The sequence below is a fragment of the Pseudomonas sp. CFBP 13727 genome (assembly GCF_014841915.1).
In the GTDB taxonomy this organism is placed as follows: domain Bacteria; phylum Pseudomonadota; class Gammaproteobacteria; order Pseudomonadales; family Pseudomonadaceae; genus Aquipseudomonas; species Aquipseudomonas baltica.
The window spans coordinates 345,253-367,569 of the sequence record NZ_JACYUT010000004.1 but is presented as its reverse complement, the minus strand read 5'-3'; the positions used below and the strand labels follow the sequence as shown (position 1 = coordinate 367,569).

Here is a 22,317-nt window from a genome sequence, read left to right as displayed (position 1 = left end):
GTTCAACCAATTGCGCCATTGATGGCATTCAAGTCTTTGCAAACATGCCCTGCGCATACAGCAACCGAATCCCGTCAGGCGTGGATTCCAACAACCGGCGCTCACCCGTTTTGCGTTGTATGTCGAGGGTGTAGCCCTCGCCTTCGGGGAAGCGGCGGACCACATCCGCCAATGCATGCTCGGCAGCGGCATGCTCTATATCGAACTGGCACCAGTCCGCCCGGTGCAATTGAACGATGACGCGAAAGTGCTGCATGGTTTCTACTCTCCTGAAAGGGGACCCAGCACTCGGCTGGCCCAGTTCTCGATCTGCCCCGTTGTCAGGCGCCGCTCCACGAGTGAGCGCCAGGATGGTACGAGCGGCAGTTGCGCAAGTTGGCTCAACTCATCGAGGTCCAGCGGCCGTTCGTACAACAGCGCGATGACTCTGCGCAACGGCCATCGAGGGATGGGGCGGCCCTCGAGCACCATTGCGTCGCCTGCTCGCAGGACACCGCCCTCGAGGACCCGGTAATACCAGCCCGTCATTGCACTGGCCTGCATGCGCAAGGCCATATCGCTCACCTCGAAGCGGTCGCTGAGCTTCCAGCAAGGCTGGCGGGTCTGGCTGACTTCGAGGAGCACGTCGCCGCAGCGAAAGATGTCACCCAGGCAAACGGTGTTTTCGTCGAGACCGACAGTCGACAGGTTCTCGCCGAATGCGCCTGGCCGTGCAAGGCGTGGATGCTCGCCGATGAGCTGTGTCCACGCCTGGTAGTGCTCGAACGGGTAGTGGTGAAGGGCTTTGTCGAGGCCTCCATGGATGCGGCGGTCTCCCTGCTCATCGCCTGTTATTCCCAGCGTTCCCACTTCAACCGGTCCGCATACCGACTCCTTGTCGATACCGGTGAAACTGCCTGGGCGCGTAAAACGGCGAGACTTGCCCGCGAGCACGTGCCGCAACTCGATGACGGACCGCGCCCCACTCATCGCAGGCGCGCCAGCCAGTCGATCAGGATCGTACTGGCTGCTTGTACGCCTGCAGAACCCAGGGCCTGAGCCTGGGCGCGCAGTTCGCGGGGGTCGATTCGCTGTTGATGCAGTTCGTTGGCGTGGCCGACCAGCCATGCTTCGAGTGCCTGCGGTGCCACCTCGAGATGAAATTGCAGCGCGAGCACCTGATCGCCCACGCTGAATGCCTGATGGGGGCAGGCCTCGGTGCTGGCTAGCAGCGTGGCCTGCGCTGGAATGTCGAACTGATCGCCGTGCCAGTGCAATACGGGTATTCCGTTCGCCAGGGGCGCCAGTACCGAGGCGCTTCCGGCTGCGGTCAGCGTGACGGGGCCGAAGCCGATTTCCTTATGGTCCATGGCGGCAACGTCGGCGCCCAGGACGCGAGCGATCAGTTGAGCGCCCAGGCAGATGCCCAACAAGGGTTTACCGTTGTCCAGGCGTTGGCGGATGAGCTGGAGTTCGTCCAGCAGGAATGGGTACCGCCCTTCATCGAAAGCGCCAATGGGCCCGCCCAGGATGATCAGCAGGTCTGCCGAGTTCACATCGAGCGACGCCAGCGGGTGCAGAGGCGCCTCTATCGTTTGGATTGCATAGCCTTCGGCTTCCAGCACCGCAGCCAGGCAACCCAGGTCTTCGAACGCGAGGTGACGCAGGACCACTGCTCTTTTCATTTTTGTACCAATACAATAATATGAATGTATGAATACATTATTGACGAATGCATCCACCGCCGTCGAGATCGCCGACGCCATCGAGCGGCAGATCCGCCAGGGTGATTTGCTTCAAAACGCTTCGCTGCCTTCGGTCCGCAACCTGGCCATGCAGCTCGAGGTCAGCCCCAATACCGTCGCGGCGGCCTATGGAAGGCTGCGCGACAGCGGCCTGTTGATCACCGACGGGCGCCGCGGCACGCGCGTCAATGCACCTGGGTCGCAGGTCGCCGAACACGGCTTCGTTATTCCCCAGGGCCTCGACGACATGGCCAGCGGCAATCTGGATGCCGCGCTGTTGCCAGCCGCGGATCACGACTGGCTGCTGCGCAACTTCAAGCAGAATGGTTTCGACCAGTTCGGCGATGATCCACAGCTATCCGGCCTGGCACGCGACTGGCTCGTGAGCCAGCGATTGCCCAGCGAGCACGTGGGCGTATATTGCGGGGCGCTGGACGCTGTGGAGCGAGCACTGCGGGCGCGCTGCCGACCCGGCGCCACGGTGCTGATCGAAGACCCGTGCTGGCCACCGTTGCGCGATCTACTCGCCGGGCTGCAGCTCAAGCCGGTGACCCTGGCGATGGACGACCATGGCGCGCTGCCACCGGCGCCCGAGGTGCTGCGCGGTGCGGCGGCCGTGGTATTGACGCCTCGCGCGCAGAACCCGACCGGCTGTTCGTTCGACGCCCAGCGGTGGCGGCAGTGGTCGCAGGCCATGCAGGACCCGGTGCAGACCCTGTTGGTGATCGACGATCATTGGGGGCCGCTGAGCCAGGCCCCGACCATTGATTTGCAGCCGCTGCCACAGCAATGGGTCTACGTGCTGTCGACCAGCAAGTTTCTGGGCCCTGATCTGCGGGTGTCGATTGCCGGCGCCAGCGCGTCCCTGCACGCCGAGATGCAACGCCAGCAGCGGGTCGGCCCGCGCTGGGTCAGTCTGCTGCTGCAACGGCTGACCGCCCATCTGTGGAGCGCGATGCTGCAAGGGAATCGTTTGGCGGAAGTCGGTGCAGCCTATCGAAGCCGACGACGCTCGCTGGTCGAGGCGCTCGAACTCAACGGTGTGAGGCCGTCCAGTTCGGGTGAAGGCCTGCACCTGTGGCTGCCGGTTGTGGATGAAACCTCGACGGTGCAGGCCTTGGCCGCCGCGGGTTGGGCGGTCCAGGCAGGGAGCCCGTTTCGGTTGCAGAGCGGGCAGGCGGTGCGTGTCAGTGTCGGCAACCTGGCTCATGCCGATATCGCGCGGTTGGCCGGCGACATTGCCAGTGCCATGCAGGCACCGCGGCGTCGGGTGTATTGAGAGAGGTAGGCTTGAGGGGCTCTTCGCGGGCAGAGGGATCGCCGCCCGCTTCGCTCCCGCAGCAGAGGTTTCCGGGCTTCAGAACTTGATGAAATGCTTGCGGTAGTGTTGCAGCTCGGCGATGGATTCGCGGATGTCGTCCAGGGCCAGGTGGGTGCTGCCCTTCTGGAAGCTGTCCTTGACCTCCGGGGCCCAGCGCGCGGCCAGCTCCTTGAGGGTCGAGACATCGAGGTTGCGGTAGTGGAAGTAGTTTTCCAGTTCGCGCATGTGGCGGTAGAGGAAGCGGCGATCCTGGCAGATGCTGTTGCCGCAGATCGGCGACTTGCCCTTGGGCACCCATTGCTCGAGGAAGGCAATGGTCTGCGCCTGCGCATCGGCCATGCTGACGGTGCTCTCGCGCACCCGCTGGGTCAGGCCGGAGCCGCCGTGCTGACGGGTGTTCCACTCGTCCATGCCGGCGAGGATCTCGTCGCTCTGGTGGATGGCGATGACCGGCCCTTCGGCCAGGGTATTGAGGTCGCTGTCGGTGACGATGGTGGCCATTTCGATGATGACATCGTGATCCGGGTCCAGGCCGGTCATTTCCAGGTCGATCCAGATCAGGTTCTGTGGGTTCTGCATGAAAGTCTCCTCGGCGTAGCTGCGCAGTTTAGCCTAGCCGGCCGTGCTAGTATCCCGCCTTCGTCAACACCTGCATTCATTTACACGGAACACACATGGCCAAACGCCAACTGAACCGCCGCCAGAACTGGCGTATCGAAAAAATCCAGGGCGAGCGCGCTGCCCGCGCCGCCAAGCGTGAGTCCCAGGCCCTGGAGACGCTGGAAGGCGGTGACCTGGGCCCCGAGCAGACAGGGCTGGTAATCGCGCACTTCGGTGTTCAGGTGGAAGTCGAGGCGCTGGAAGGCGAACAGACCGGTCAGGTTTGCCGCTGCTACCTGCGCGCCAACCTGCCGGCGCTGGTCACTGGCGACAAGGTGGTCTGGCGCGCCGGCAATCAGGGCATCGGTGTCATCGTTGCCCAACTGCCGCGCAGCACCGAGCTGTGCCGCCCCGACAGCCGCGGGCAGCTCAAGCCGGTCGCGGCCAACGTCGACCTGATTGTCATCGTGTTCGCGCCCATGCCCGAACCCCATGCCAACCTGATCGACCGCTACCTGGTGGCTGCCGAACACGCGGGCATCCATCCCCTGCTGCTGCTGAACAAGGCCGACCTGATCGACGAGCAAAATGCGCCGGCGCTCAACGCGCTGCTGGCGGTGTATCGCCAGCTGGGTTACCCACTGCTCGAGGTCTCGGCTCATCAGGGCGATGGCATGCAGCAGTTGCAGGCACGCCTGGATGGTCACATCAGCGTATTCGTGGGCCAATCCGGCGTAGGCAAGTCCTCGCTGGTCAACAGCCTGCTGCCTGAAGTGCAGGCCCGCGTGGGTGCGCTGTCGGAATGGTCCGGCCAGGGCACGCACACCACCACCACCGCACGGTTGTTCCACTTCCCCGGCGGCGGTGAGCTGATCGACTCCCCCGGTATCCGCGAGTTCGGCCTGGGCCATGTCAGCCGCGCCGACGTCGAAGCCGGCTTCATCGAGTTCGCCGACCTGCTCGGCACCTGTCGCTTCCGCGACTGCAAGCATGACCGCGAACCCGGCTGCGCCTTGCTCGCAGCACTGGACGATGGCCGTGTGCAGCAGCAGCGCATGAACAGCTACCGCTCGATCATCGCCAGCCTGACCCAGGACACCTACTGATCCAGGGTATCTGCCGACCCTGAGGCCGGCTGCGGCCCCAGGGTCTGGACGATGTAGTCCACGAATGCGCGCAGCTTCGGCGAACGGTAGCGCGCCTGTGGATAAAGCAGGTGCATGGGTCTGCCGGGCAACGCGTATCGAGCCAGTACCTGGACCAGCTTGCCTTCCTCGAGATCGCCACGCACCAGCACGTCGGGAAGCATCACCAGGCCCATGCCCGCCAGGGCGGCCTGACGCAGCCCGGCGCTGCTGTTGGTGACCAGACGCCCTCGAACATCGACGCCGATCGAGCCATTGGGCCCCTGCATGGACCACCGCTTTTGCGTGCCGCGCCACTCATCGCCTGGGTTGTACATGAACTGCAGGCACTCGTGGGCAGCCAGCTCTTCGGGGTGGCCAGGCGTGCCATGGCGACGCAGGTAGTCCGGGGACGCACAGATGCTCAGCCGATAGTCGTCCAGGGGACGTGCGATCAAGGTCGAGGGCTCCAGATTACCCAGGCGCAGGGCGGCGTCGTACCGGCCGTCGAGCATGTCCTGTACCTGATCGCCGAGGCTGAGGCTGACGCTGATCTGCGGATAACGCTGAAGAAACCCCGCCAGTGCCGGCGCCAGGCACTCGGCGCCGAAGGTGGGCGGCGCGGTGATCCGTAACAGGCCCTGCGGGGTGCCTTGGGTGTGTTCGGCCCAGCGCTCGGAATCGGCGACCAACCCCAGCACCTCCAGGCAGCGCTGGTAGTAGGCCTGGCCCGCGTCGGTCACCTGCTGACGGCGCGTGGTGCGCAGCAACAGGGTAACGCCCAGACGCCGCTCCAATGCCTGCAGATGGTTGCTGACCATGGTCGTGGACAGGTCGCAGGCGTTGGCGGCTGCCGTCATGGTGCCTAGTTCCACGACTTTCACGTACACCTGCATGGCTTGGAACAGATCCATTATCAACTCCAAGTGAAAAGTGCATCCAGTCTAGCGGCGTTTATCCATATGAGCTTGAAGGGAATACTGCAGATTCATTTCCCGCCGAGAGATTCGCGATGAGCGCCAGCCACTTGATGCCGACCTATCAACCCCTGCCCCTGACGTTCACCCGCGGCCTCGGCACCCGCCTGTGGGACGACAGCGGCCGCGAATACCTGGATGCACTGGCCGGCGTGGCGGTGACCAACGTGGGCCATAGCCATCCCGACGTGGTAGCCGCCATTGCCGAACAAGCCGGGCTGTTGCTGCACACGTCCAACCTGTATGCCATCGACTGGCAGCAACGACTGGGCGCGAAGCTGGCTGAAAAATCCGGCCTGGCCCTGGCGTTTTTCAACAATTCGGGGGCCGAGGCAAACGAGACCGCATTGAAGCTGGCCCGCCTGCATGGCCATGCCCGCGGCATCGCCCGGCCTTTGGTGGTGGTCATGAACAACGCCTTTCACGGGCGCACCCTGGCCACCCTGGCAGCCAGCGACGGTGCGCACTTGAGCGCCGGACTGGGCCAACTGCCGGGGGATTGCGTGAGGATCCCCTTCGCCGACCTCGACGCGCTGGCCAGCGTCACCCAGGCGTTCGGACAGCGCATTGCGGCAGTGCTGCTCGAACCGATTCAGGGCGAAAGCGGTGTACATGTCGCCTCCGCTGCCTACCTGCGCGCCCTGCGTGAGCACTGCGACAACCATGGCTGGTTGCTGATGCTCGATGAGATCCAGAGTGGCATCGGCCGCACCGGCCAGTGGTTCGCCTACCAGCATGCGGACATCCAGCCGGATGTGGTCACGCTGGCGAAGGCCCTGGGCAACGGCATTCCGATCGGCGCCTGCCTGGCCAGCGCGGCAGTGGGCCGCCTGTTCACGCCCGGCAGCCATGGCAGCACGTTCGGCGGCAACCCGCTGGCCTGCCGGGTTGGCTGCACGGTGCTGGACATCATCGAGCGCGAGGGGCTGCTGGACAACGCCGCGCGCCAGGGGCAGGCGCTGCTCGAGCGCTTGCGCAGTGAAGTGGGCGTCTTGCCCGGAGTCAAGGCTGTGCGCGGCGTGGGCCTGATGATCGGCGTGGAGCTGGACCGGCCCTGTCGCGAACTGATGCAGCGGGCGGCGCAAGAGCATGCCCTGCTGATCAACGTGACCCGTGGCACCACCCTGCGCCTGCTGCCGCCCTTGATCCTGAGTGCGGCTGAGGTGGAGCGTATTGCCGATGCCCTGTACGCCTTGGTCCATGCGCCGCAAGGGTTTTGCACAGGTGCCGGCTAGAGGAATTGGCCGTAGGAGAAGTTACTTTCCTAGGTAAGGAATGTCTCTTTTGAATGACATACCTTGCCGCTTAAACGGCATTGAACAATCTTTCAACCTTCAACACTCACGATGAAGGTTTTCCATGCTCGACCTGCCCGTTGCCTGCCTGCGCCCCGTTCGACCGACTGCTGGCGGGAGTCGGCGATGAGCGTGTTCATCGGCTACCAGCATGCCGATCATCCACACGCGCTGCGGGTCCGCAAGCAACTGCGCAGGGCCGGGATCGAGGTGCGCATGGACGTGATGGACTTCGAATCGCTGACCACCCTGCATGTCACCGAGACGATCACCGCGCACATCCGTGACTGCACCCACGTGATCCTGATGATGTCCCACAGCAGCGCCCGGCGTTGGTGGATACCCTTCTCCATCGGCGAGGCGACCTCGTGGGACCGACGCATCTGCGTGTATCGAATGGGTGACCAGGCGCTGCCCGAATACCTGGCCCATTGGCCGACCCTGACGCGCACGCAGCAATTGGACTTCGTCATCGAGGCCTACCACCGCGAGGCGGCCCTGCGCATGCCGGCCAGTCAGCGCGAGACGCCGCTGCAGCTGTGTGCGCGCGATATCCACAGGGGCCTGCGCGAACGCATCGGGCGTGGATTCTAGCTAGGCGGCAAGGCTGGGAAGGCGGTGCGGCCCATCAGGGCGCGGGTTTGCCCAGCTCGACCATCTTCGTCGAGCCGTCCTCGAAGAGGTTCAGCCGCTGGCGCAGCTCGCGCGGCTGCACCGGCGCATCGGGATCACCGATCGACGCGCCAGGAGGACTGGCAGCTGGAGGCGCGCCGGGTGCAGGCGTTTCCAGGGCCGGTTGCTCGCCTTCGATATCGCGCTGGGCCTTCTTGGTCAGCACCACGATATCGATACGGCGATTGATGGAGTTCAGCGGATCCTTGCGGTCGAACAGCGAGGAGGAGCCATAGCCAACCACTCGCGCGATCTGGTCTTCCGGGTAGCTGCCGGCTACCAGCGCGCGGCGCGCGGCATTGGCGCGGTTGGACGACAGCTCCCAATTGCCGAAGCCGCCCGCCGCACTGCCGGCGTAGGGCTTGGCATCGGTGTGACCGCTGACGCTGATCTTGTTCGGCACCGCCTTGATGGTGTCCGCCATGGCCAGCAGGATGTCCTCGAAATAGGGTTTGAGCCGCGCACTGCCCAGGTCGAACATCGGCCGATTCTCGGCGTCGGTTATCTGGATGCGCAAACCGTCCTGAGTGATCTCGAAAAGGATCTGGTCCTTGAATTTCTGCAGCTGGGGGTTTTCGTCGACCTTGTTCTGCAGTTCCTGCAGCAACAATTCGAGGCGTTCCTTTTCAACCTGCTGGGCCACTTGCTCGGCCTGCTCGGCCGCGACCTGAGTCGAGGTCTCGGGCTTGGGCGGCGACACCTCGACGTCCGGATTCAGGGTCTTCTCGGGCGATAGTTGAGGCGAGCCGCCCAGGTCGATGACATAGGGCGTGCCGCTTTCGGAGAAGCCGATAGGGTCCTTGAAGTAGCCAGCGATGGCGATCTTCTGTTCAGGCGTGGCTTCGGACAACAGCCACAATACCAGGAAGAACGCCATCATCGCCGTCGCGAAGTCGGCGAACGCGATCTTCCAGGCGCCGCCGTGATGGCCGCCGCCAAAGCGCTTGACCCGCTTGACGATGATGGGCTGGTTGTTTTCCATGACTCAGCGACCGCGTACGGCTTGTTCGAGTTCGGCGAAGCTGGGCCGGTGCGCCGGGTACAGCACCTTGCGCCCGAACTCCACGGCCAGCGACGGCGGCATGCCCGAGGCCGAAGCCACCAGCGACGCCTTGATGGCCTCGTAGACGTTCAGTTCTTCCTTGGCATCATGGGCCAGGCAGGTCGCCAAGGGCCCGAAGAAACCATAGGCCGCCAGGATACCCAGGAACGTACCGACCAGGGCGGCGCCGACGTGGCCGCCGATCGCTGCCTTGTCGCCATCACCCAGCGAGGCCATGGTCACGACGATACCCAGCACCGCCGCAACGATACCGAAACCGGGCAACGCATCGGCGATACCGGTCACGGCGTGGGACGGGTGCTCGAGCTCTTCCTTCATGCTCAGCAGCTCCATGTCGAACAGGCCTTCGAGTTCGTGCGGCGCCATGTTGCCCGACGACATGATGCGCAGGTAATCGCAGATGAAGGCCATCATCTGCTCGTCCTTGAGAAGGGCTGGGTACTTGGCGAAGATCGGGCTGGCGGCGACGTCCTCAATGTCGGCCTCGATGGACATCATGCCCTCGCGACGGCTCTTGTTGAGGATCTCGAACAGCAGGCTCAGCACTTCCAGATAGAAGGCATGACTGAAGCGCGACTTGAACATCTTCAGCGACTTCTTCAGTACGATCATGGTGGTGCTGCCGGGGTTGGCCTGCAGGAACGCGCCCAGTGCGGCGCCACCGATGATCAGCACCTCGAAGGGCTGCACCAGGGCAGCCAACTGACCATGGGAAAGAACGTATCCGCCGAGCACGCTCGCGAACACGACAATGATGCCGATAATTTTAGCCATGGATAAAAAACACTTCAGAAGTCGGGTTCATGGACGAAAAAGGTGATGTTGAATCTGTTGTTCTCCTTATCGGCAGAACTGCGCCAGACTATAGGCAGCGGTTTTCAAAAGCCAGTTTGGTCCGTTCGTGTAGTCGGCCTGCATTCAGGCATGCATCAGGATAAGCATAGTGTCCAACGCCAAGCCTCAAACCCTAGACACCTGGCTCGCATTGCTCGATGGCGTGCGGCTGCCGATCCCCAGGCTCTACCACGACAAGGTTCGCGCGGCGATCAAGGACCGACGCCGCTCGCTGCGCGACATCGCTGACCTGATGCAGCACAGCCCGGCGCTGGTGCTCAGCGTGATGCGCGAAGCCAACCGGCATGCCAGCAACAGCCTGGCGGAACCGGCGGAAAGCCTCGAAGTGGCCCTGAACCGGCTGGGCCTGTCGCGTGCCGAAGAGTTGCTGATGCGCCTGCCCCCGCTCGACCCGCAGCAGATGCCGCTGACCCTGCGTCAGTTGCAGATGATCAGCCAGCATGCCAGCCAGCAGGCCAATGGCCTGTTCGCGGCACGGCTGGCGCGGCTGTGGCAGGAGATCCACTGGGGCAGCCTGTTGTTCCTGTCGCCGCTCTGGCCACTGGCTGCCACCTACCCCGAACTGCTCGATGAATGGGAGCGCCGGGTCATTGCCGAGGGCGAAACGGCGGCCACGGTCGAGCAGGCGCTGTTCGGCGTACCGCTGCTGGTGCTCTGCGAGGCACTGGCGCAGAAATGGCGCTTGCCGGCCTGGGTGCTGCACGGCTATCGCCTGCTGCTGGGGGAACGGCGGGCGCTGGTGCAGGCGCTGCACATCGCCCGCGACAACCAGCACCGCCTGCGTCAGCAACAGCAACTGGACGACGAGCCGGCGCTGCGCCGCTGGCTGAACCAGCCGGCCAATACCATCCTGATGGCCAATGGTCTGGCCCTGGCGGCGCAGCACGGCTGGTTCACCCCCCACCTGCAGCGCTGGCAGTACCTGAGCTGCCTGTACCTGCAAGTGCCGCTGGAGCAGGTGCAGCAACAGGTTCATCAACATGCGGTGCACAGCGCCCGTGTGCACTGGGCTACCGACCTGTGGCACCCGGCGCGCAGCCTGCCGTGGCCGCCGCAGCACACGCCCGCGACGCAGGACAGCGAACCGGCGCCGGCACCCAGCGAAGCGGCACTGGCGGGCTGGCGGCACCTGTGCACGCAGCTGCTGGCCACGCCAACGCCGTTCAACAATGCCTTGCACCTGACCACCTGCGCGCGCGATGCACTGCTGGCATGCGGCATGCAGCGGGTCATGCTGCTGATGGTCGACCGCAGCCATGGCAGCCTGCGCGTGCACCAGAGCGCGGGGCTGCCCAAGGAGGCGGCCGCGCTGAGCCTGGGCATCGAGCACAGCAGCCTGTTGCAGCGGCTGCTCGCCCAACCGACGCAGTTGCGCATGGGCAGCGCCAACAGCGCGCAGCTGCAGGCACTGCTGCCGGCGACCCTGCGCGCGCTGTTCCGCGGTGAACACGTGCTGCTGCGCTCGCTGGGCGTCGAAGGCCGCGTGCACACGTTGCTGGTCGCCGACCAGGGCGGACGCCCGTTTTCCGAGATCAGTGTGCAGGGCTTCGGCAAGACCGCACAGTGCATCGAGCGCGCGCTGGACACCTTTACCAACCGCAGCCGGTAAGGCTTGCGCTACAATCGTCGTTCCGTTTCGTCTGGAGACCCGAATGCCTGACTTCGCTGGCCTGCCCCTGGTGATCGAGCCCGAGGCGCTGAGTACTCGGCTCGATGCCGCCAACCTGATCGTGGTCGACCTGACCAGCGACGCGCGCTACGCATCCGGGCACATCCGCGGGGCGCGTTTCGTCGATCCCAAGCGTACCCAATTGGGTCAGCCGCCTGCACCGGGGCTGTTGCCCGGGCTGGCGTCACTGGAGCAGCTGTTCGGCGAGCTGGGTCACCACCCGCAGGCGACCTACGTGGTCTACGACGACGAGGGCGGCGGCTGGGCCGGACGCTTCATCTGGCTGCTCGACGTGATCGGCCATTCTCGCTATCACTACCTCGATGGCGGCATCCTGGCCTGGGAGGCCGCCGGCCTGCCGCTGAGCCAGGACACGCCAGCCAGCGCTGGCGGCCCGGTGTCGCTGACCCTGCACGACGAGCCCACCGCAACCCGCGAGTACCTGCAAAGCCGCCTGGACGCCAGCGACCTGGCCATCTGGGATGCCCGCGGCCCGCTGGAATACTCGGGCGAAAAAGTACTGGCAGCCAAGGCGGGGCACATTCCCGGTGCAATCAACCTGGAGTGGACTGCGGTCATGGATCCGGCGCGCCAGCTGCGCATTCGCAGCGATGCGGCGCAGATGCTCGACGGCCTGGGCATCACCGCCGACAAGGAAATCATCACTCACTGCCAGACCCATCACCGCTCTGGCTTCACTTATCTCGTGGCCAAGGCGCTGGGCTATCCACGCGTCAAGGGCTATGCCGGTTCCTGGGGCGAATGGGGCAACCACCCCGACACCCCTATCGAAGTTTAAGGACACTCAATGAAAGATCGCTTGTTCATCATCAGTCAGTACCTGCTGCCCCATCACCTGCTCTCGCGCCTGGCCGGGTGCGTTGCCGAGTGCCGCTCGCGCTGGTTCAAGAACGCCTTCACCCGCTGGTTCGCCGAGCGCTACAACGTCGACATGTCGCTGGCCCAGGTCGAGGACCTGAGTGCCTACGAGAACTTCAACGCCTTCTTCACCCGTGCCCTGAAGCCCGATGCGCGTCCGCTGGACCCGACCCCCGGTGCAATACTCTCGCCGGCCGACGGCGCCGTCAGCCAGCTGGGTACCATCGAACACGGTCGCATTTTCCAGGCCAAGGGTCACAGCTTCAGCGTGCTCGAACTGCTGGGCGGCGATCCAGACAACGCCGCTCCTTTCATGGGTGGCAAGTTCGCTACCATCTACCTGTCACCGCGCGACTACCATCGGGTGCACATGCCACTGGCGGGTACCCTGCGCGAAATGATCTATGTGCCGGGGCGCATCTTCTCGGTCAACCAGACCACCGCCGAGAACGTGCCTGAACTGTTCGCGCGCAACGAACGGGTGGTGTGCATCTTCGACACCGAACGCGGGCCGATGGCCATGGTGCTGGTGGGCGCGATGATCGTCGCTTCGATTGAAACCGTCTGGGCGGGCCTGGTGACGCCGCCCAAGCGCGAACTCAAGACCTTTCGCTACGACGAAGCCGCTCGCGCGCCGATCCATCTGCAGAAGGGTGCCGAGATGGGCCGCTTCAAGCTGGGCTCGACCGTGGTCATGCTGTTTGGCCCGGAGCAAGTCAAATGGGCCCATCATCTGGCCAACTTGTCACCGGTGAACATGGGCCAGGGCATCGGGCTGGCGGCCAGCGCGGACGACGTGGCGCCGGCGCCAGCTTCCACCGTGATCTGAACCGCCTGCAGCCTGCGCGGCGCAGCCTCGGCGACATCGAGGCTGCGACCGTTATCCAATGCTGTTAGAGTCCTTGCATACGGCCAAATGAATGGCCTGTCTTTTCTCGTCGTTCAAGCCCTCGAGCGACGACCTGAGTTGAACCAGGAAACGACCGATGTCGCCACGCCCCCATCTGTTGTTGCGCGCACCGACGCCATCGCAGTTGAGCCTGACCTTCTGCGAAGCGACCCCGCGCGACCTCAAGCGCTGGATTGCCAAGCTGCCCAAGGCCAATCTGGGGGAAACCGCCCGGTTGCTGTACCAGGGCCTGGGCGAGCTCAACCAGCTGCTCACGCCCAGCGAAAACCGCCTGCAACTGCTCGAGCTGCTGCGGCCCGAGGTGTCTTTCGTCTGCAAGCATCTGGAACGACACTTCCTCAACCAGTCTATCGTTCTCGACGAGCGCTCGCGTAAGGTCGCCAACCTGTGCCAGGCCCTGCAGAACCATCTGGCCATCGGCTACAAGCAGATCGTACTGCGCATTTCCTCCACTTACTCCAAAGACCGTGCCTCCAAGGATCGCGCCACGCTGCTGGCCACCGCTGCGCAGCGCGCCCTGCACTGCCTGAATGGGCCAGTGATGCGCGCCAGCCTGCTGTACTGCCCTGTGCCCGACGGGGTCTGGCTGGAACTGCACCAGCTGTACCAGGCGGCCCTGGCGCATCAGTTGCAGAACGTCCCGATCAACGATCCGCTGGCCGCGCATGGCACGACCCTGAGCGTGCAGCAAAGCTACACCGCCGCCTTGTTGCTGGGCAGCTCACGCTGCAACCAGATGCGCCAGCAGGCGATCCTGCGCCTGGCCGAGGTGCTCGAGGCATGGAGCCTGCTGGTGCGTGTGCAGCCTGCCACCCTGGCTTCGAGCCTGTTCGCCATGGCGCCCGACGAAGACAGCCCGCCACGCTACAAGACGCTGTATGAAGAGGATCAGCTGCCGCTGCTGGTCGGGCTCGACCCCGCCGATCTGGTCGAGGCGATCAAGACGCACCTGGAAATGCCGGTCGAGCAGCGTGCTCAGTCGCGCCTGATTCCCAGCAATTTCAGCATCGATCTGCTGCAACACGTGGCGGCCGCCTGGGGCGATGTGGCGGAACGCACCTTTACCCGCACCCCCGGTCAGGGCAACCTGACGGTGTGCATCGGCATGAGCGCGCTGCATTACTACATTGGCGGCGAGCGTTCCTTCAGCGAGATCCTCAAGCGCCCGGCCCTTTCCCAGAGCGCGCAGTTCGTGCCGGGCGCCGCCACCCAGTCCTGGAGCAGGCCGAGCGAAACCGATCGGCACGGCGACTACGAAGAAATCCAGTACGACCTGCCGAGCGGCGAAGGCAGCGGCGCAGCCAGCGCGTCCAACAATGACCAGCACTTCCCTACCTACGCTCTGCAGATCGTCAACCACAGCCCCGGTGGCTATTGCCTGGCATGGCCAAGGGAAGTTCCGCCGCAGCTGCAGGCCGGCGAAATGATCGGCATCCAGGACACTCAGGCCCAGGGCTGGAGCGTGGCGGTGGTGCGCTGGATCCGTCAGGTGCGCAGTGGCGGCACGCAGATGGGCATCGAGCTGGTGGCACCGCACGCGCAGCCATGCGGTCTGCAACTGGTGCGCGTCAGCGAGCAGAACAGCCAGTTCCTGCGCGGCCTGTTGCTGCCGGAAATCCGCGCCATCGACATACCCGCCTCCCTGCTGGCCCCACGCATGCCGTTCCTGGAAGGCAACAAGGTGATCATCAACACCCAAGGTGAAGAACGCCCGGCCGGCCTTGGGCAGCGCATGACCGGCACCGGCAGCTTCAACCAGTTCGAATACCACCTGCTGGAAGTGGCCAAACCGGCGCCGGCCGGTGCCGACGATGCTGCACCCGAAGAAGACTTCGATTCGCTGTGGAAAGACCTCTGAGCCAGGCTGCGTTCAGTCGCGGCGGCCCAGCAGGTACAGCACGGCATCCAGCCCCAGCACGCTGATGGCCTGACGCGCCGACTGGCGTACCAGCGGCTTGGCACGGAACGCCACGCCCAGGCCTGCAATCGCCAGCATGGCCAGGTCGTTGGCGCCATCGCCCACGGCGAGGGTCTCGCTCAACTCCACACCCTGTTCACGAGCCAGCTGCTGCAGCAGGTCGGCCTTGCGCTGGGCGTCGACGATCGGCTCGACTGCCACGCCGGTGCATTTGCCTTCGACCACCTGCAGTTCGTTGGCGAACACATGGGTTATGCCCAGGCGCTCCTGCAACTGCCTGGCGAAATACGTGAAGCCACCGGACAGAATGGCCGTCTTCACGCCCATGCGGTTGAGTTCGGCGAACAGGCGCTCGGCCCCTTCACTCAGGCGCAGTTGGGCGCCGATGTCATCGAGGACCGCAACGTCGAGGCCGTCGAGCAGGGCCAGGCGTGCCTTGAAGCTGGCGCGAAAGTCGATTTCGCCGCGCATGGCCTGCTCGGTGATGGCCGCAACACGTTCGCCGATGCCAGCGGCCTTGGCCAGTTCGTCGATCACCTCGGCCTCGATCAGGGTCGAATCCATGTCGAACACCGCCAGGCGTGGCTGTCGGCGCTGAGGGGATTCGGGCTGGTAGACGATGTCCAGACCCAGCGCGGCGCTGAGCTCAAGCACTTGCCCGCGCAATTGCAGCGGCTGCTCCAGCGTGCCGAGCAGGCCCAGCTCGAAACAGGCGTTGCCGCCCGCCGCCGCAGACAGGCGCTCGATGCTCGCCAACGCCAAGCCATGCTCGCTCAGCAGGCTGATAACCTGCTGCAAGGCAGGGTAACCGACCTGGCGCCCCATCACGCTGACCACATGTTCAGCCGGCGTGGCGGACTGGGCGGCGCTGAACGTGGTATCGGCGGCCAGAGCGGCGCGCAAGGCATCGGCGATGCCCGACTGCTCCCGAGCGGTGATGTTGAGCAGGACGATTTCGCGCAAGAGGCACCCCGTTTCATGAAAAAAAACGCATTCTAACCACTTTCAGTGACCATCGGGCACAGGCAGCGCTTTGCCGCTCGGAGGGTGCTCGTTATACTGCGCGCCAACTTCACGGACAAAGAGCCGCGCTCAGTGAACCGGCCTACGCCAGTCAAAACCGACAACTTCTTCCTGCTGATCTTCCGAGCCGTGCGCCACCGTCGAGTGCCCCTGGCTTTGCGCATCGCGTTCACCAACATCGTGCTGGTTGCCATAGCCCTGGTGATCTACGCCTGCGTCATGGGTCTGCAGTTCAAGCAGGCCATGCACGAGCAGGCCGACGCGGTGGGGCAGAGCCTGACCACGCAAACGGCCACGTCCGCTACCGAGTTGCTGGTGTCCAACGACATTCTCAGCCTCAACGTGCTGCTCAACAACCTGGTGAAGAACCCGCTGGTCGCCCACGCGGCGATCTTCAGCCCGGACAACCGCATTCTCGCCGAAGCCGGACAGCGCCCCAAAAGCGGCCTGCTGGGGCAGAGCCAGGGGCTGTACGAAACCAAGATCAACTTCCAGGATGCGCTGGCCGGGCAACTGCGCATCAGCCTGGACATGAATCAGTTCCAGCAGCCGTTGACCATCAGCCTGCAAAGCATGGGCGTTCTGGCCGGTATCCTGTTGGTGCTGGCACTGGCGTTGAGCCTGCGGCTGGGTCGCTACATTTCCACGCCGCTGCTGCAACTGCGGGTCTGGTTGCGCAACCCCGACGAGTTCACCCCGGCCACCCAGCGCACCGACGAGATCGGCGACCTGGCCCGGCAGCTGCACGCACAGCTGGCGCCAGAGCCGCGCGAGCCCGAGGTCGAACCCGAAGACACCGACGAAGACGAGGTGCCGCACGCAGCGCCACCCGTGCGCACGGCAACCGCCAAGCCGGGCCCCTTCCCGCCCGTGGCAGCCAAGCCGGTAAAACCGGTCATGCGCCAGATTCAGGCTGACGAAGACGAAGAAGACTTCGGTGACGACCCGTTCGCCGACCTGCGCGAAACCCCGGTGGCCGTGATCAAGCAGCCGACCACTGCCGTGGCTCGGGTGCACACCGACAGCGCCGTGCTGGCCGTGCAACTGGGTGCGCAGGAACAACTGCGTCGCCTGCCCAAGGCACGTCTGGCCGAGCTGCTGGAGCGCTATCACGACTGCCTGCAACAGGCCGCCTCGCTGTACGAGAGCGAAGTGCACATGCTCAACGACGGCAGCACGCTGATGCTGTTCCACAGTGAACACAGCGGTGATGACTACCTGACCAACGCGATCTGCTGCGGCGAACTGTTGCGTGCCCTGGGCCATGCCTTGCAGATCGAGGTCGCCGACAGCGGCATCACCCTGCAACTGCAGTTGGGTCTGGTGCTCAGCGACGAAGTTCACGGCTTGAACTCCATCGACCTGCTGCTGACCGAATCGGCCCAGGATGCACTGGCGCTTTCGCAGCACAGCCGCAACCTGTTGCTGGTCGTGCGCGAGATCGGCGAAGACCCGCTGATCCGTCAACGCGCGCGCATTCGCTCGATCGCCAGCCCCGAAGGGGCCTGCTGCGTCGAGCGTCTGCTGGAGCCTTACCCGTCCCTGCTGGAACGCCAACTGGCACGAATCAGCTGATTGGTTGAGCGTTTGCCCATAAAAAAAGCCCGCAATGCGGGCTTTTTTGTGGGTGCCGTTCTAGAAGCGGAACACTTCCAGATCGGTGCGGATGGGCGTAGCCAGAGGAATCCGCGACTTTTCCTGCTCGCGGCGCACCTGCGCCGGCGCGGACTTGCGCTCCTCGACCAGCGCCGGCTGGTTGGCCAACGGCTTGAGCGCTGCAGTCAGCTGCGCGGCCAGGCGCTGCAGCAGTACGCCCTGGGCCTGGACTTGATCCGCGGTGCCGCCGTCATGCTTTTCCTCGAGATGGACGATGCGGTTGTCACGCACTTGCCCACGGCGGTCGAGGACACGCCACTGGGCATCCAGGACGGCAGGCTGGCCGCTGCCTGAATCGAGTCGCGTGATCGACAACAGCACCTGGGCGTCAGGCGTGAAGTTGGCGGGCGTAGGCGCCAACACCACGCGCTGGCTGTCCAGGCGCCAGGCCATCTGGCGCAACAGCAACTGGTCGATGTCGGCAGAAAGGCTGCCGGCCCAGCGACCGTCGGTGGACGCTCTCAGGCTGCCGTCGGACTGGCGCTGCAGCAGCGTTTCGCGCTGCAGGTAGTCGGCCACGGATACTGGCCCCAGCAGCACGGCCATACCTCGACTTTCCTTGGGCAGCCCGGGGTTGCCGCTGTCGAGCTGGTACAGGGCCACCGGTTGATGCGTGCTGCATCCGGCCAGTCCCAGCACGCCGCTGAGCAATAAAATCACGGGAAGGCGCAACAGTTTCATCATTTCATCCAGGCGGCTGCCACACGGCAATCGCAGCAATACTTGACCGAGTCGTCTGGACGCTGCCGCTTGGCAGCGCCGCGAAAGGGCCTATCATCCGTGAATCCGCGCCCTGACTCCAGTGCTTGTCCGTCGAACGGCAGCACGGCCACCGTCCAGGCGCGGGCGTCGATCAGAGGTTTTCCACGACCAGGGCGTCGACACGCTGGAAACCGCGGGGCAGCTTGTTGCCACGCCGACCGCGCTCGCCTTTATAGTGCTCCAGGTCATCGGGTTTGAGCGACAGCGTGCGTTTACCCGCGTGCAGCACCAGCGTCGAGCCTTCGGCGACCACCGCAAGGTCAGTGACGAATTCTTCACGACTGGCCACGCGATCACCGGGAATGCCGATGATCTTGTTGCCTTTGCCCTTGCCCAGTTGCGGCAGGTCGCTGATCTTGAACACCAGCAGGCGGCCCTCGGTGGTCACCGCGGCCAGCCAGTTCCGTTCCCGATCGGGTACGGCACGCGGGTTGATCACCTTGGCCCCTTTGGGCAGGCTGAGCAGTGCCTTGCCAGCCTTGTTCTTGGCCTGCAGGTCTTCGCCCTTGACCACGAAGCCGTAGCCGGCGTCCGACGCGATGACGTACAACGCGTCGTCGTCGGGCAGCATCACGCACTCGAAGGTGGCGCCGGGTGGCGGCGTCAGGCGGCCGGTCAGCGGCTCGCCCTGGCCACGGGCCGAAGGCAGGGTGTGCGCGGCCACCGAATAGCTGCGCCCGGTCGAGTCGATGAATACCGCGAACTGGTTCGAACGCCCGATGGCTGCGGTCTTGTAGCCGTCACCGGCCTTGTAGGAGAGGCCCGTGGCGTCGATATCGTGACCTTTGCCACAGCGCACCCAGCCTTTTTCCGACAGCACTACCGTCACCGGCTCGGTCGGCATCAGCTCGTTCTCCGACAGCGCGCGTGCTTCGCTGCGCGCAACGATCGGCGAACGACGCTCGTCGCCATAGGTTTCGGCGTCCTTGATCAGCTCGGCGCGCACCAGCTTCTTCAGCTTGCTTTCGCTGCCCAGCAGCGCCTGCAGCTTGGCGCGTTCCTTGGCCAGTTCTTCCTGCTCGCCGCGGATCTTCATTTCCTCAAGGCGCGCGAGCTGACGCAGGCGCGTGTCGAGAATGTAGTCGGCCTGGATCTCGGTGAGGGCAAAGCGTTCGATCAGGCGCGCCTTGGGATGCTCCTCGGTGCGGATGATGTGGATCACTTCATCCAGGTTGAGGAAGGCGATCAGCAAGCCGTCCAACAGGTGCAGGCGACGTTCGACCTTGTCCAGGCGGAACTGCAGGCGACGGCGCACGGTGTTGACACGGAACTCCAGCCATTCGACCAGCAACGCGCGCAGGTTCTTCAACTGCGGGCGACCGTCCAGACCGATGATGTTGACGTTGACCCGGTAGGTCGACTCCAGATCGGTGGTGGCGAACAGATGCTGCATCAGGTCGTCGACTTCGACGCGATTGGAGCGTGGAATGATGACGATGCGACACGGATGCTCGTGGTCGGATTCGTCACGCAGATCGGCCACCATCGGCAGCTTCTTGGCCTGCATCTGCGCCGCGATCTGTTCCAGCACTTTGGCGCCGGACACTTGGTGCGGCAAGGCGGTGACGACTACGTCGCCGTCTTCCAGGCGATACACCGCGCGCATGCGCACCGAGCCGCGGCCGGTCTGGTAGATTTTCAGCAGATCGGCGCGCGGGGTGATGATTTCCGCTTCGGTCGGGTAGTCGGGGCCCTGGATGTGTTCGCAGAGCTGCTCGATCGTCGCCTTGGGCTCGTCGAGCAGGCGCACACAGGCGCTGGCCACTTCGCGCAGGTTGTGCGGTGGAACGTCGGTGGCCATGCCTACGGCAATGCCGGTGGTGCCGTTGAGCAGGATATTGGGCAGCCGTGCCGGCAGCACCGACGGCTCGTCGAGGGTACCGTCGAAGTTCGGCACCCAGTCCGCCGTGCCCTGGCCCAGCTCGGTGAGCAGCACCTCGGAATAGCGCGACAGACGCGCCTCGGTGTAGCGCATGGCGGCGAACGACTTGGGATCGTCCGGTGCGCCCCAGTTGCCCTGGCCATCGACCAGCGTGTAGCGATAGCTGAACGGCTGGGCCATCAGGACCATGGCCTCGTAGCAGGCCGAGTCGCCGTGGGGGTGGAACTTGCCGAGTACATCGCCCACGGTACGTGCGGACTTCTTGTGCTTGGCGTCGGCGTCCAGGCCCAACTCGCTCATGGCATAGACGATGCGTCGCTGGACCGGCTTGAGGCCATCACCGATATGCGGCAAGGCGCGGTCCATGATCACGTACATGGAGTAGTTGAGGTAGGCCTGTTCGGTGAAGTCAGCCAGGGACCGGCGTTCTACGCCGTCAAGACTGAGATCGAGGGAATCGCTCATGCAAGCCTCATCGTTTCGTGGTCTGGCGCAGCAGCAAGTTGCCGCCGCGCTGAGTGAATTCAAGTTGTTTCAGGGCGCTCATGCCCAGCAGCACCTGGTCGCCGTCGAAGCCCGGCACCACCAGGGCGCGGACATTGCTCAGGCGTATGTCGCCCAGCTGCAGAGTGGCGATCTCGGTGCGATAGCCTTGGGTCTTGCCATTGGCAGTGGTCAGCAGCACCGGCGCACCGCGGGCCAGATCGAGCTTGCGCGCGACCGCTTCGGGCATGGCCACATCGGTGGCGCCGGTGTCGAGCATGAATTGCACCGGCTGCCCATTGATGAAGCCGCCGCTGACGAAGTGCCCCTGGCCATTGCCGGCCAGTTGCACTTCCACGTAGCCGTCGCCGTGCTGGGAAACCGGCACCGCATTGGGATTTTCTCGACGCTGTTCCCAGTCACCGAAGAACTGCGTGGCCAGGTACAACGCCGCGGCCCAGGCCAGCAGCATCAACACCTTGCCAACACGCCTGCCCGGTGCGGCCTGGCTCATGGCGCGGCGCTCCAGCCGCCGGCGGGGGCCGCGAAGCGCCAGACCACCGGACGCCGCTCGCCATCGGCGCGGGCCCACTGGTTATTGTCGGTGCCCACCCATGCCCCCTCGGCATCGACGCTCAGCGCTTCGGTCAGACCGTAGGGAGCATCATAGCGGCGAGCCGGCAACAGCGCCTCGGCGGCGAACGACCAGCATCGCTCCACGGCAGCCGTGTCCGCGTCGCGACGACAGATGCGATAGGCATTGCGTTCCAGCGTGAACAGCTTGCCATCGAACCAGGCCAGATCGGCAAAATCGCGCGGCATGTGCCTGGCCCGGGGAATCTGCACCGGCAGGGCTTCCGCACCGCCTTCGGCAAGCAATACGCAACGCCCCTCACAGCTCCAGCTCAATGGCCGCTTGCGAACGGCCAGCAGGCCGCGCTGCTGACGTTCGGCAGCCAGCCACAGGCGGTCGCCGGCCAGATTGACGGTCAGCCCTTCGAACAGGGCATTGAAATGCAACAGCAGGTGGCTGGCACGTGCCTGACTGACCAGGGTCGGGTCCAGGGGCAACCATTTCGGCTCGCCTGACACGGGAATCTGCAGCACCGCGACGTGGGATTCACTGACCAGGTATTGGTTGCCTCGGGCATCGCAGCTGATGCCTTCGAAATCCAGGTCGCCGCCACGCACGAAGGCCGCCGCCCAACTGCTCATGCGCAGACGAACGGGCAGCCCGCTGGGCGGTACCGGCGGCGCCTTGAAGGTTACGGCCGTGGCCTGCCAGTTGGGAGTCGAGGTATCGAGCCGATAGACCGTACCGTCCTCCCGGTCCGAAACGGCCCACAAGGTCTTGCGGCACAGCGCCAGGCCGGACAGGTTTCCGGTGGGCATACCGTCCACCACGTGCTCGCCGACCAGGGTCAGCTCGGGCACGGGTGGTTGCACCGACGCCACGGCCAGCGTCGGCAGGGCCAGGGCGAACAGGGCTGTCAGCAGCGCTGCG

At 64.7% G+C, this 22,317-nt stretch carries 21 protein-coding genes; 9 read left to right on the top strand and 12 right to left on the bottom strand.

Annotated features, from left to right (window positions below; all coding sequences use genetic code 11):
* Window positions 1-28 precede the first annotated feature (28 nt).
* From IFT76_RS14955 to IFT76_RS14945, 3 genes are read right to left on the bottom strand one after another with little or no spacing between them, the layout of a single operon-like run.
* The gene (locus IFT76_RS14955) at window positions 29-256 is read right to left on the bottom strand and encodes a hypothetical protein (RefSeq protein WP_192059058.1); all 228 of its coding nucleotides are present in this window, start codon (window positions 254-256) and stop codon (window positions 29-31) included.
* Window positions 257-261: 5 nt separating this feature from the next.
* Complete coding sequence (locus IFT76_RS14950; protein ID WP_122480382.1) at window positions 262-969, bottom strand: MOSC domain-containing protein; 708 nt, start codon at window positions 967-969, stop codon at window positions 262-264.
* A complete protein-coding gene (locus IFT76_RS14945) occupies window positions 966-1,664 on the bottom strand; it encodes a glutamine amidotransferase (RefSeq protein ID WP_192059057.1) in 699 nt (232 codons plus the stop codon). The genes IFT76_RS14950 and IFT76_RS14945 overlap by 4 nt, the downstream gene beginning before the upstream one ends.
* A 28-nt stretch (window positions 1,665-1,692) precedes the next feature.
* Here IFT76_RS14945 and IFT76_RS14940 point away from each other — a divergent pair, with 28 nt between their 5' ends.
* Window positions 1,693-3,003, top strand: coding sequence for an aminotransferase class I/II-fold pyridoxal phosphate-dependent enzyme (locus tag IFT76_RS14940; protein WP_192059055.1), 1,311 nt, complete (start codon window positions 1,693-1,695; stop codon window positions 3,001-3,003).
* Window positions 3,004-3,081: 78 nt separating this feature from the next.
* On the opposite strand, the gene orn is transcribed toward IFT76_RS14940, so the two are convergent.
* Window positions 3,082-3,624, bottom strand: coding sequence for an oligoribonuclease (gene orn, locus IFT76_RS14935; RefSeq protein ID WP_122480385.1), 543 nt, complete (start codon window positions 3,622-3,624; stop codon window positions 3,082-3,084).
* Between the two features lie 95 nt (window positions 3,625-3,719).
* Between orn and rsgA the strand changes: the two genes are divergently transcribed.
* A complete protein-coding gene (rsgA, locus tag IFT76_RS14930; protein ID WP_122480386.1) occupies window positions 3,720-4,751 on the top strand; it encodes a small ribosomal subunit biogenesis GTPase RsgA in 1,032 nt (343 codons plus the stop codon).
* On the opposite strand, the gene IFT76_RS14925 is transcribed toward rsgA, so the two are convergent.
* Window positions 4,745-5,683: a LysR family transcriptional regulator gene (locus IFT76_RS14925; RefSeq protein WP_122480387.1), complete on the bottom strand. Its 939-nt coding sequence runs from the start codon at window positions 5,681-5,683 to the stop codon at window positions 4,745-4,747. The two genes, rsgA and IFT76_RS14925, sit on opposite strands and share 7 nt — an antisense overlap.
* A gap of 98 nt (window positions 5,684-5,781) precedes the next feature.
* Between IFT76_RS14925 and IFT76_RS14920 the strand changes: the two genes are divergently transcribed.
* Window positions 5,782-6,981 (top strand): aspartate aminotransferase family protein, encoded by a 1,200-nt coding sequence (locus IFT76_RS14920; RefSeq protein ID WP_192059053.1) that lies wholly within the window; start codon window positions 5,782-5,784, stop codon window positions 6,979-6,981.
* Between the two features lie 186 nt (window positions 6,982-7,167).
* Window positions 7,168-7,635 (top strand): toll/interleukin-1 receptor domain-containing protein, encoded by a 468-nt coding sequence (locus IFT76_RS14915; protein WP_163007695.1) that lies wholly within the window; start codon window positions 7,168-7,170, stop codon window positions 7,633-7,635.
* Between the two features lie 34 nt (window positions 7,636-7,669).
* Here IFT76_RS14915 and motB read toward each other — a convergent pair whose 3' ends face one another.
* Complete coding sequence (gene motB, locus IFT76_RS14910) at window positions 7,670-8,695, bottom strand: flagellar motor protein MotB (RefSeq protein WP_192059051.1); 1,026 nt, start codon at window positions 8,693-8,695, stop codon at window positions 7,670-7,672.
* 3 nt (window positions 8,696-8,698) lie between these two features.
* On the bottom strand, window positions 8,699-9,550 hold the full coding sequence (gene motA / locus IFT76_RS14905; RefSeq protein WP_122480391.1) for a flagellar motor stator protein MotA: 852 nt from the start codon (window positions 9,548-9,550) through the stop codon (window positions 8,699-8,701).
* 169 nt (window positions 9,551-9,719) lie between these two features.
* On the opposite strand from motA, the gene IFT76_RS14900 reads away from it, so the two are divergent.
* The 4 genes from IFT76_RS14900 (at window position 9,720) to IFT76_RS14885 (ending at window position 14,947) form a co-directional block, all read left to right on the top strand.
* A complete protein-coding gene (locus IFT76_RS14900) occupies window positions 9,720-11,240 on the top strand; it encodes an HDOD domain-containing protein (protein WP_342365581.1) in 1,521 nt (506 codons plus the stop codon).
* 43 nt (window positions 11,241-11,283) lie between these two features.
* On the top strand, window positions 11,284-12,099 hold the full coding sequence (locus IFT76_RS14895) for a rhodanese-like domain-containing protein (protein WP_192059049.1): 816 nt from the start codon (window positions 11,284-11,286) through the stop codon (window positions 12,097-12,099).
* A gap of 9 nt (window positions 12,100-12,108) precedes the next feature.
* Entirely contained in the window at window positions 12,109-13,008 is a 900-nt protein-coding gene (gene asd / locus IFT76_RS14890) for an archaetidylserine decarboxylase (protein ID WP_192059047.1), read from the top strand.
* A gap of 157 nt (window positions 13,009-13,165) precedes the next feature.
* The gene (locus IFT76_RS14885) at window positions 13,166-14,947 is read left to right on the top strand and encodes a molecular chaperone (RefSeq protein ID WP_192059046.1); all 1,782 of its coding nucleotides are present in this window, start codon (window positions 13,166-13,168) and stop codon (window positions 14,945-14,947) included.
* Between the two features lie 12 nt (window positions 14,948-14,959).
* Here IFT76_RS14885 and serB read toward each other — a convergent pair whose 3' ends face one another.
* The gene (gene serB, locus IFT76_RS14880) at window positions 14,960-15,910 is read right to left on the bottom strand and encodes a phosphoserine phosphatase SerB (RefSeq protein ID WP_446731106.1); all 951 of its coding nucleotides are present in this window, start codon (window positions 15,908-15,910) and stop codon (window positions 14,960-14,962) included.
* 192 nt (window positions 15,911-16,102) lie between these two features.
* Between serB and IFT76_RS14875 the strand changes: the two genes are divergently transcribed.
* Window positions 16,103-17,605, top strand: coding sequence for a histidine kinase (locus IFT76_RS14875; RefSeq protein WP_185794973.1), 1,503 nt, complete (start codon window positions 16,103-16,105; stop codon window positions 17,603-17,605).
* Window positions 17,606-17,665: 60 nt separating this feature from the next.
* Here the strand turns inward: IFT76_RS14875 and IFT76_RS14870 are convergent, their stop codons facing one another.
* The 4 genes from IFT76_RS14870 to IFT76_RS14855 all read right to left on the bottom strand — a co-directional run bounded on the left by IFT76_RS14870 (window position 17,666) and on the right by IFT76_RS14855 (window position 22,310).
* Complete coding sequence (locus tag IFT76_RS14870; RefSeq protein WP_122480397.1) at window positions 17,666-18,370, bottom strand: PqiC family protein; 705 nt, start codon at window positions 18,368-18,370, stop codon at window positions 17,666-17,668.
* Window positions 18,371-18,539: 169 nt separating this feature from the next.
* Window positions 18,540-20,795, bottom strand: a complete 2,256-nt coding sequence (gene parC / locus IFT76_RS14865) for a DNA topoisomerase IV subunit A (protein WP_192059042.1) — start codon at window positions 20,793-20,795, stop codon at window positions 18,540-18,542.
* Between the two features lie 7 nt (window positions 20,796-20,802).
* Window positions 20,803-21,327, bottom strand: coding sequence for a retropepsin-like aspartic protease family protein (locus IFT76_RS14860; RefSeq protein ID WP_185794971.1), 525 nt, complete (start codon window positions 21,325-21,327; stop codon window positions 20,803-20,805).
* A complete protein-coding gene (locus IFT76_RS14855; protein ID WP_192059180.1) occupies window positions 21,324-22,310 on the bottom strand; it encodes an esterase-like activity of phytase family protein in 987 nt (328 codons plus the stop codon). The genes IFT76_RS14860 and IFT76_RS14855 overlap by 4 nt, the downstream gene beginning before the upstream one ends.
* Between the last annotated feature and the right edge of the window lie 7 nt (window positions 22,311-22,317).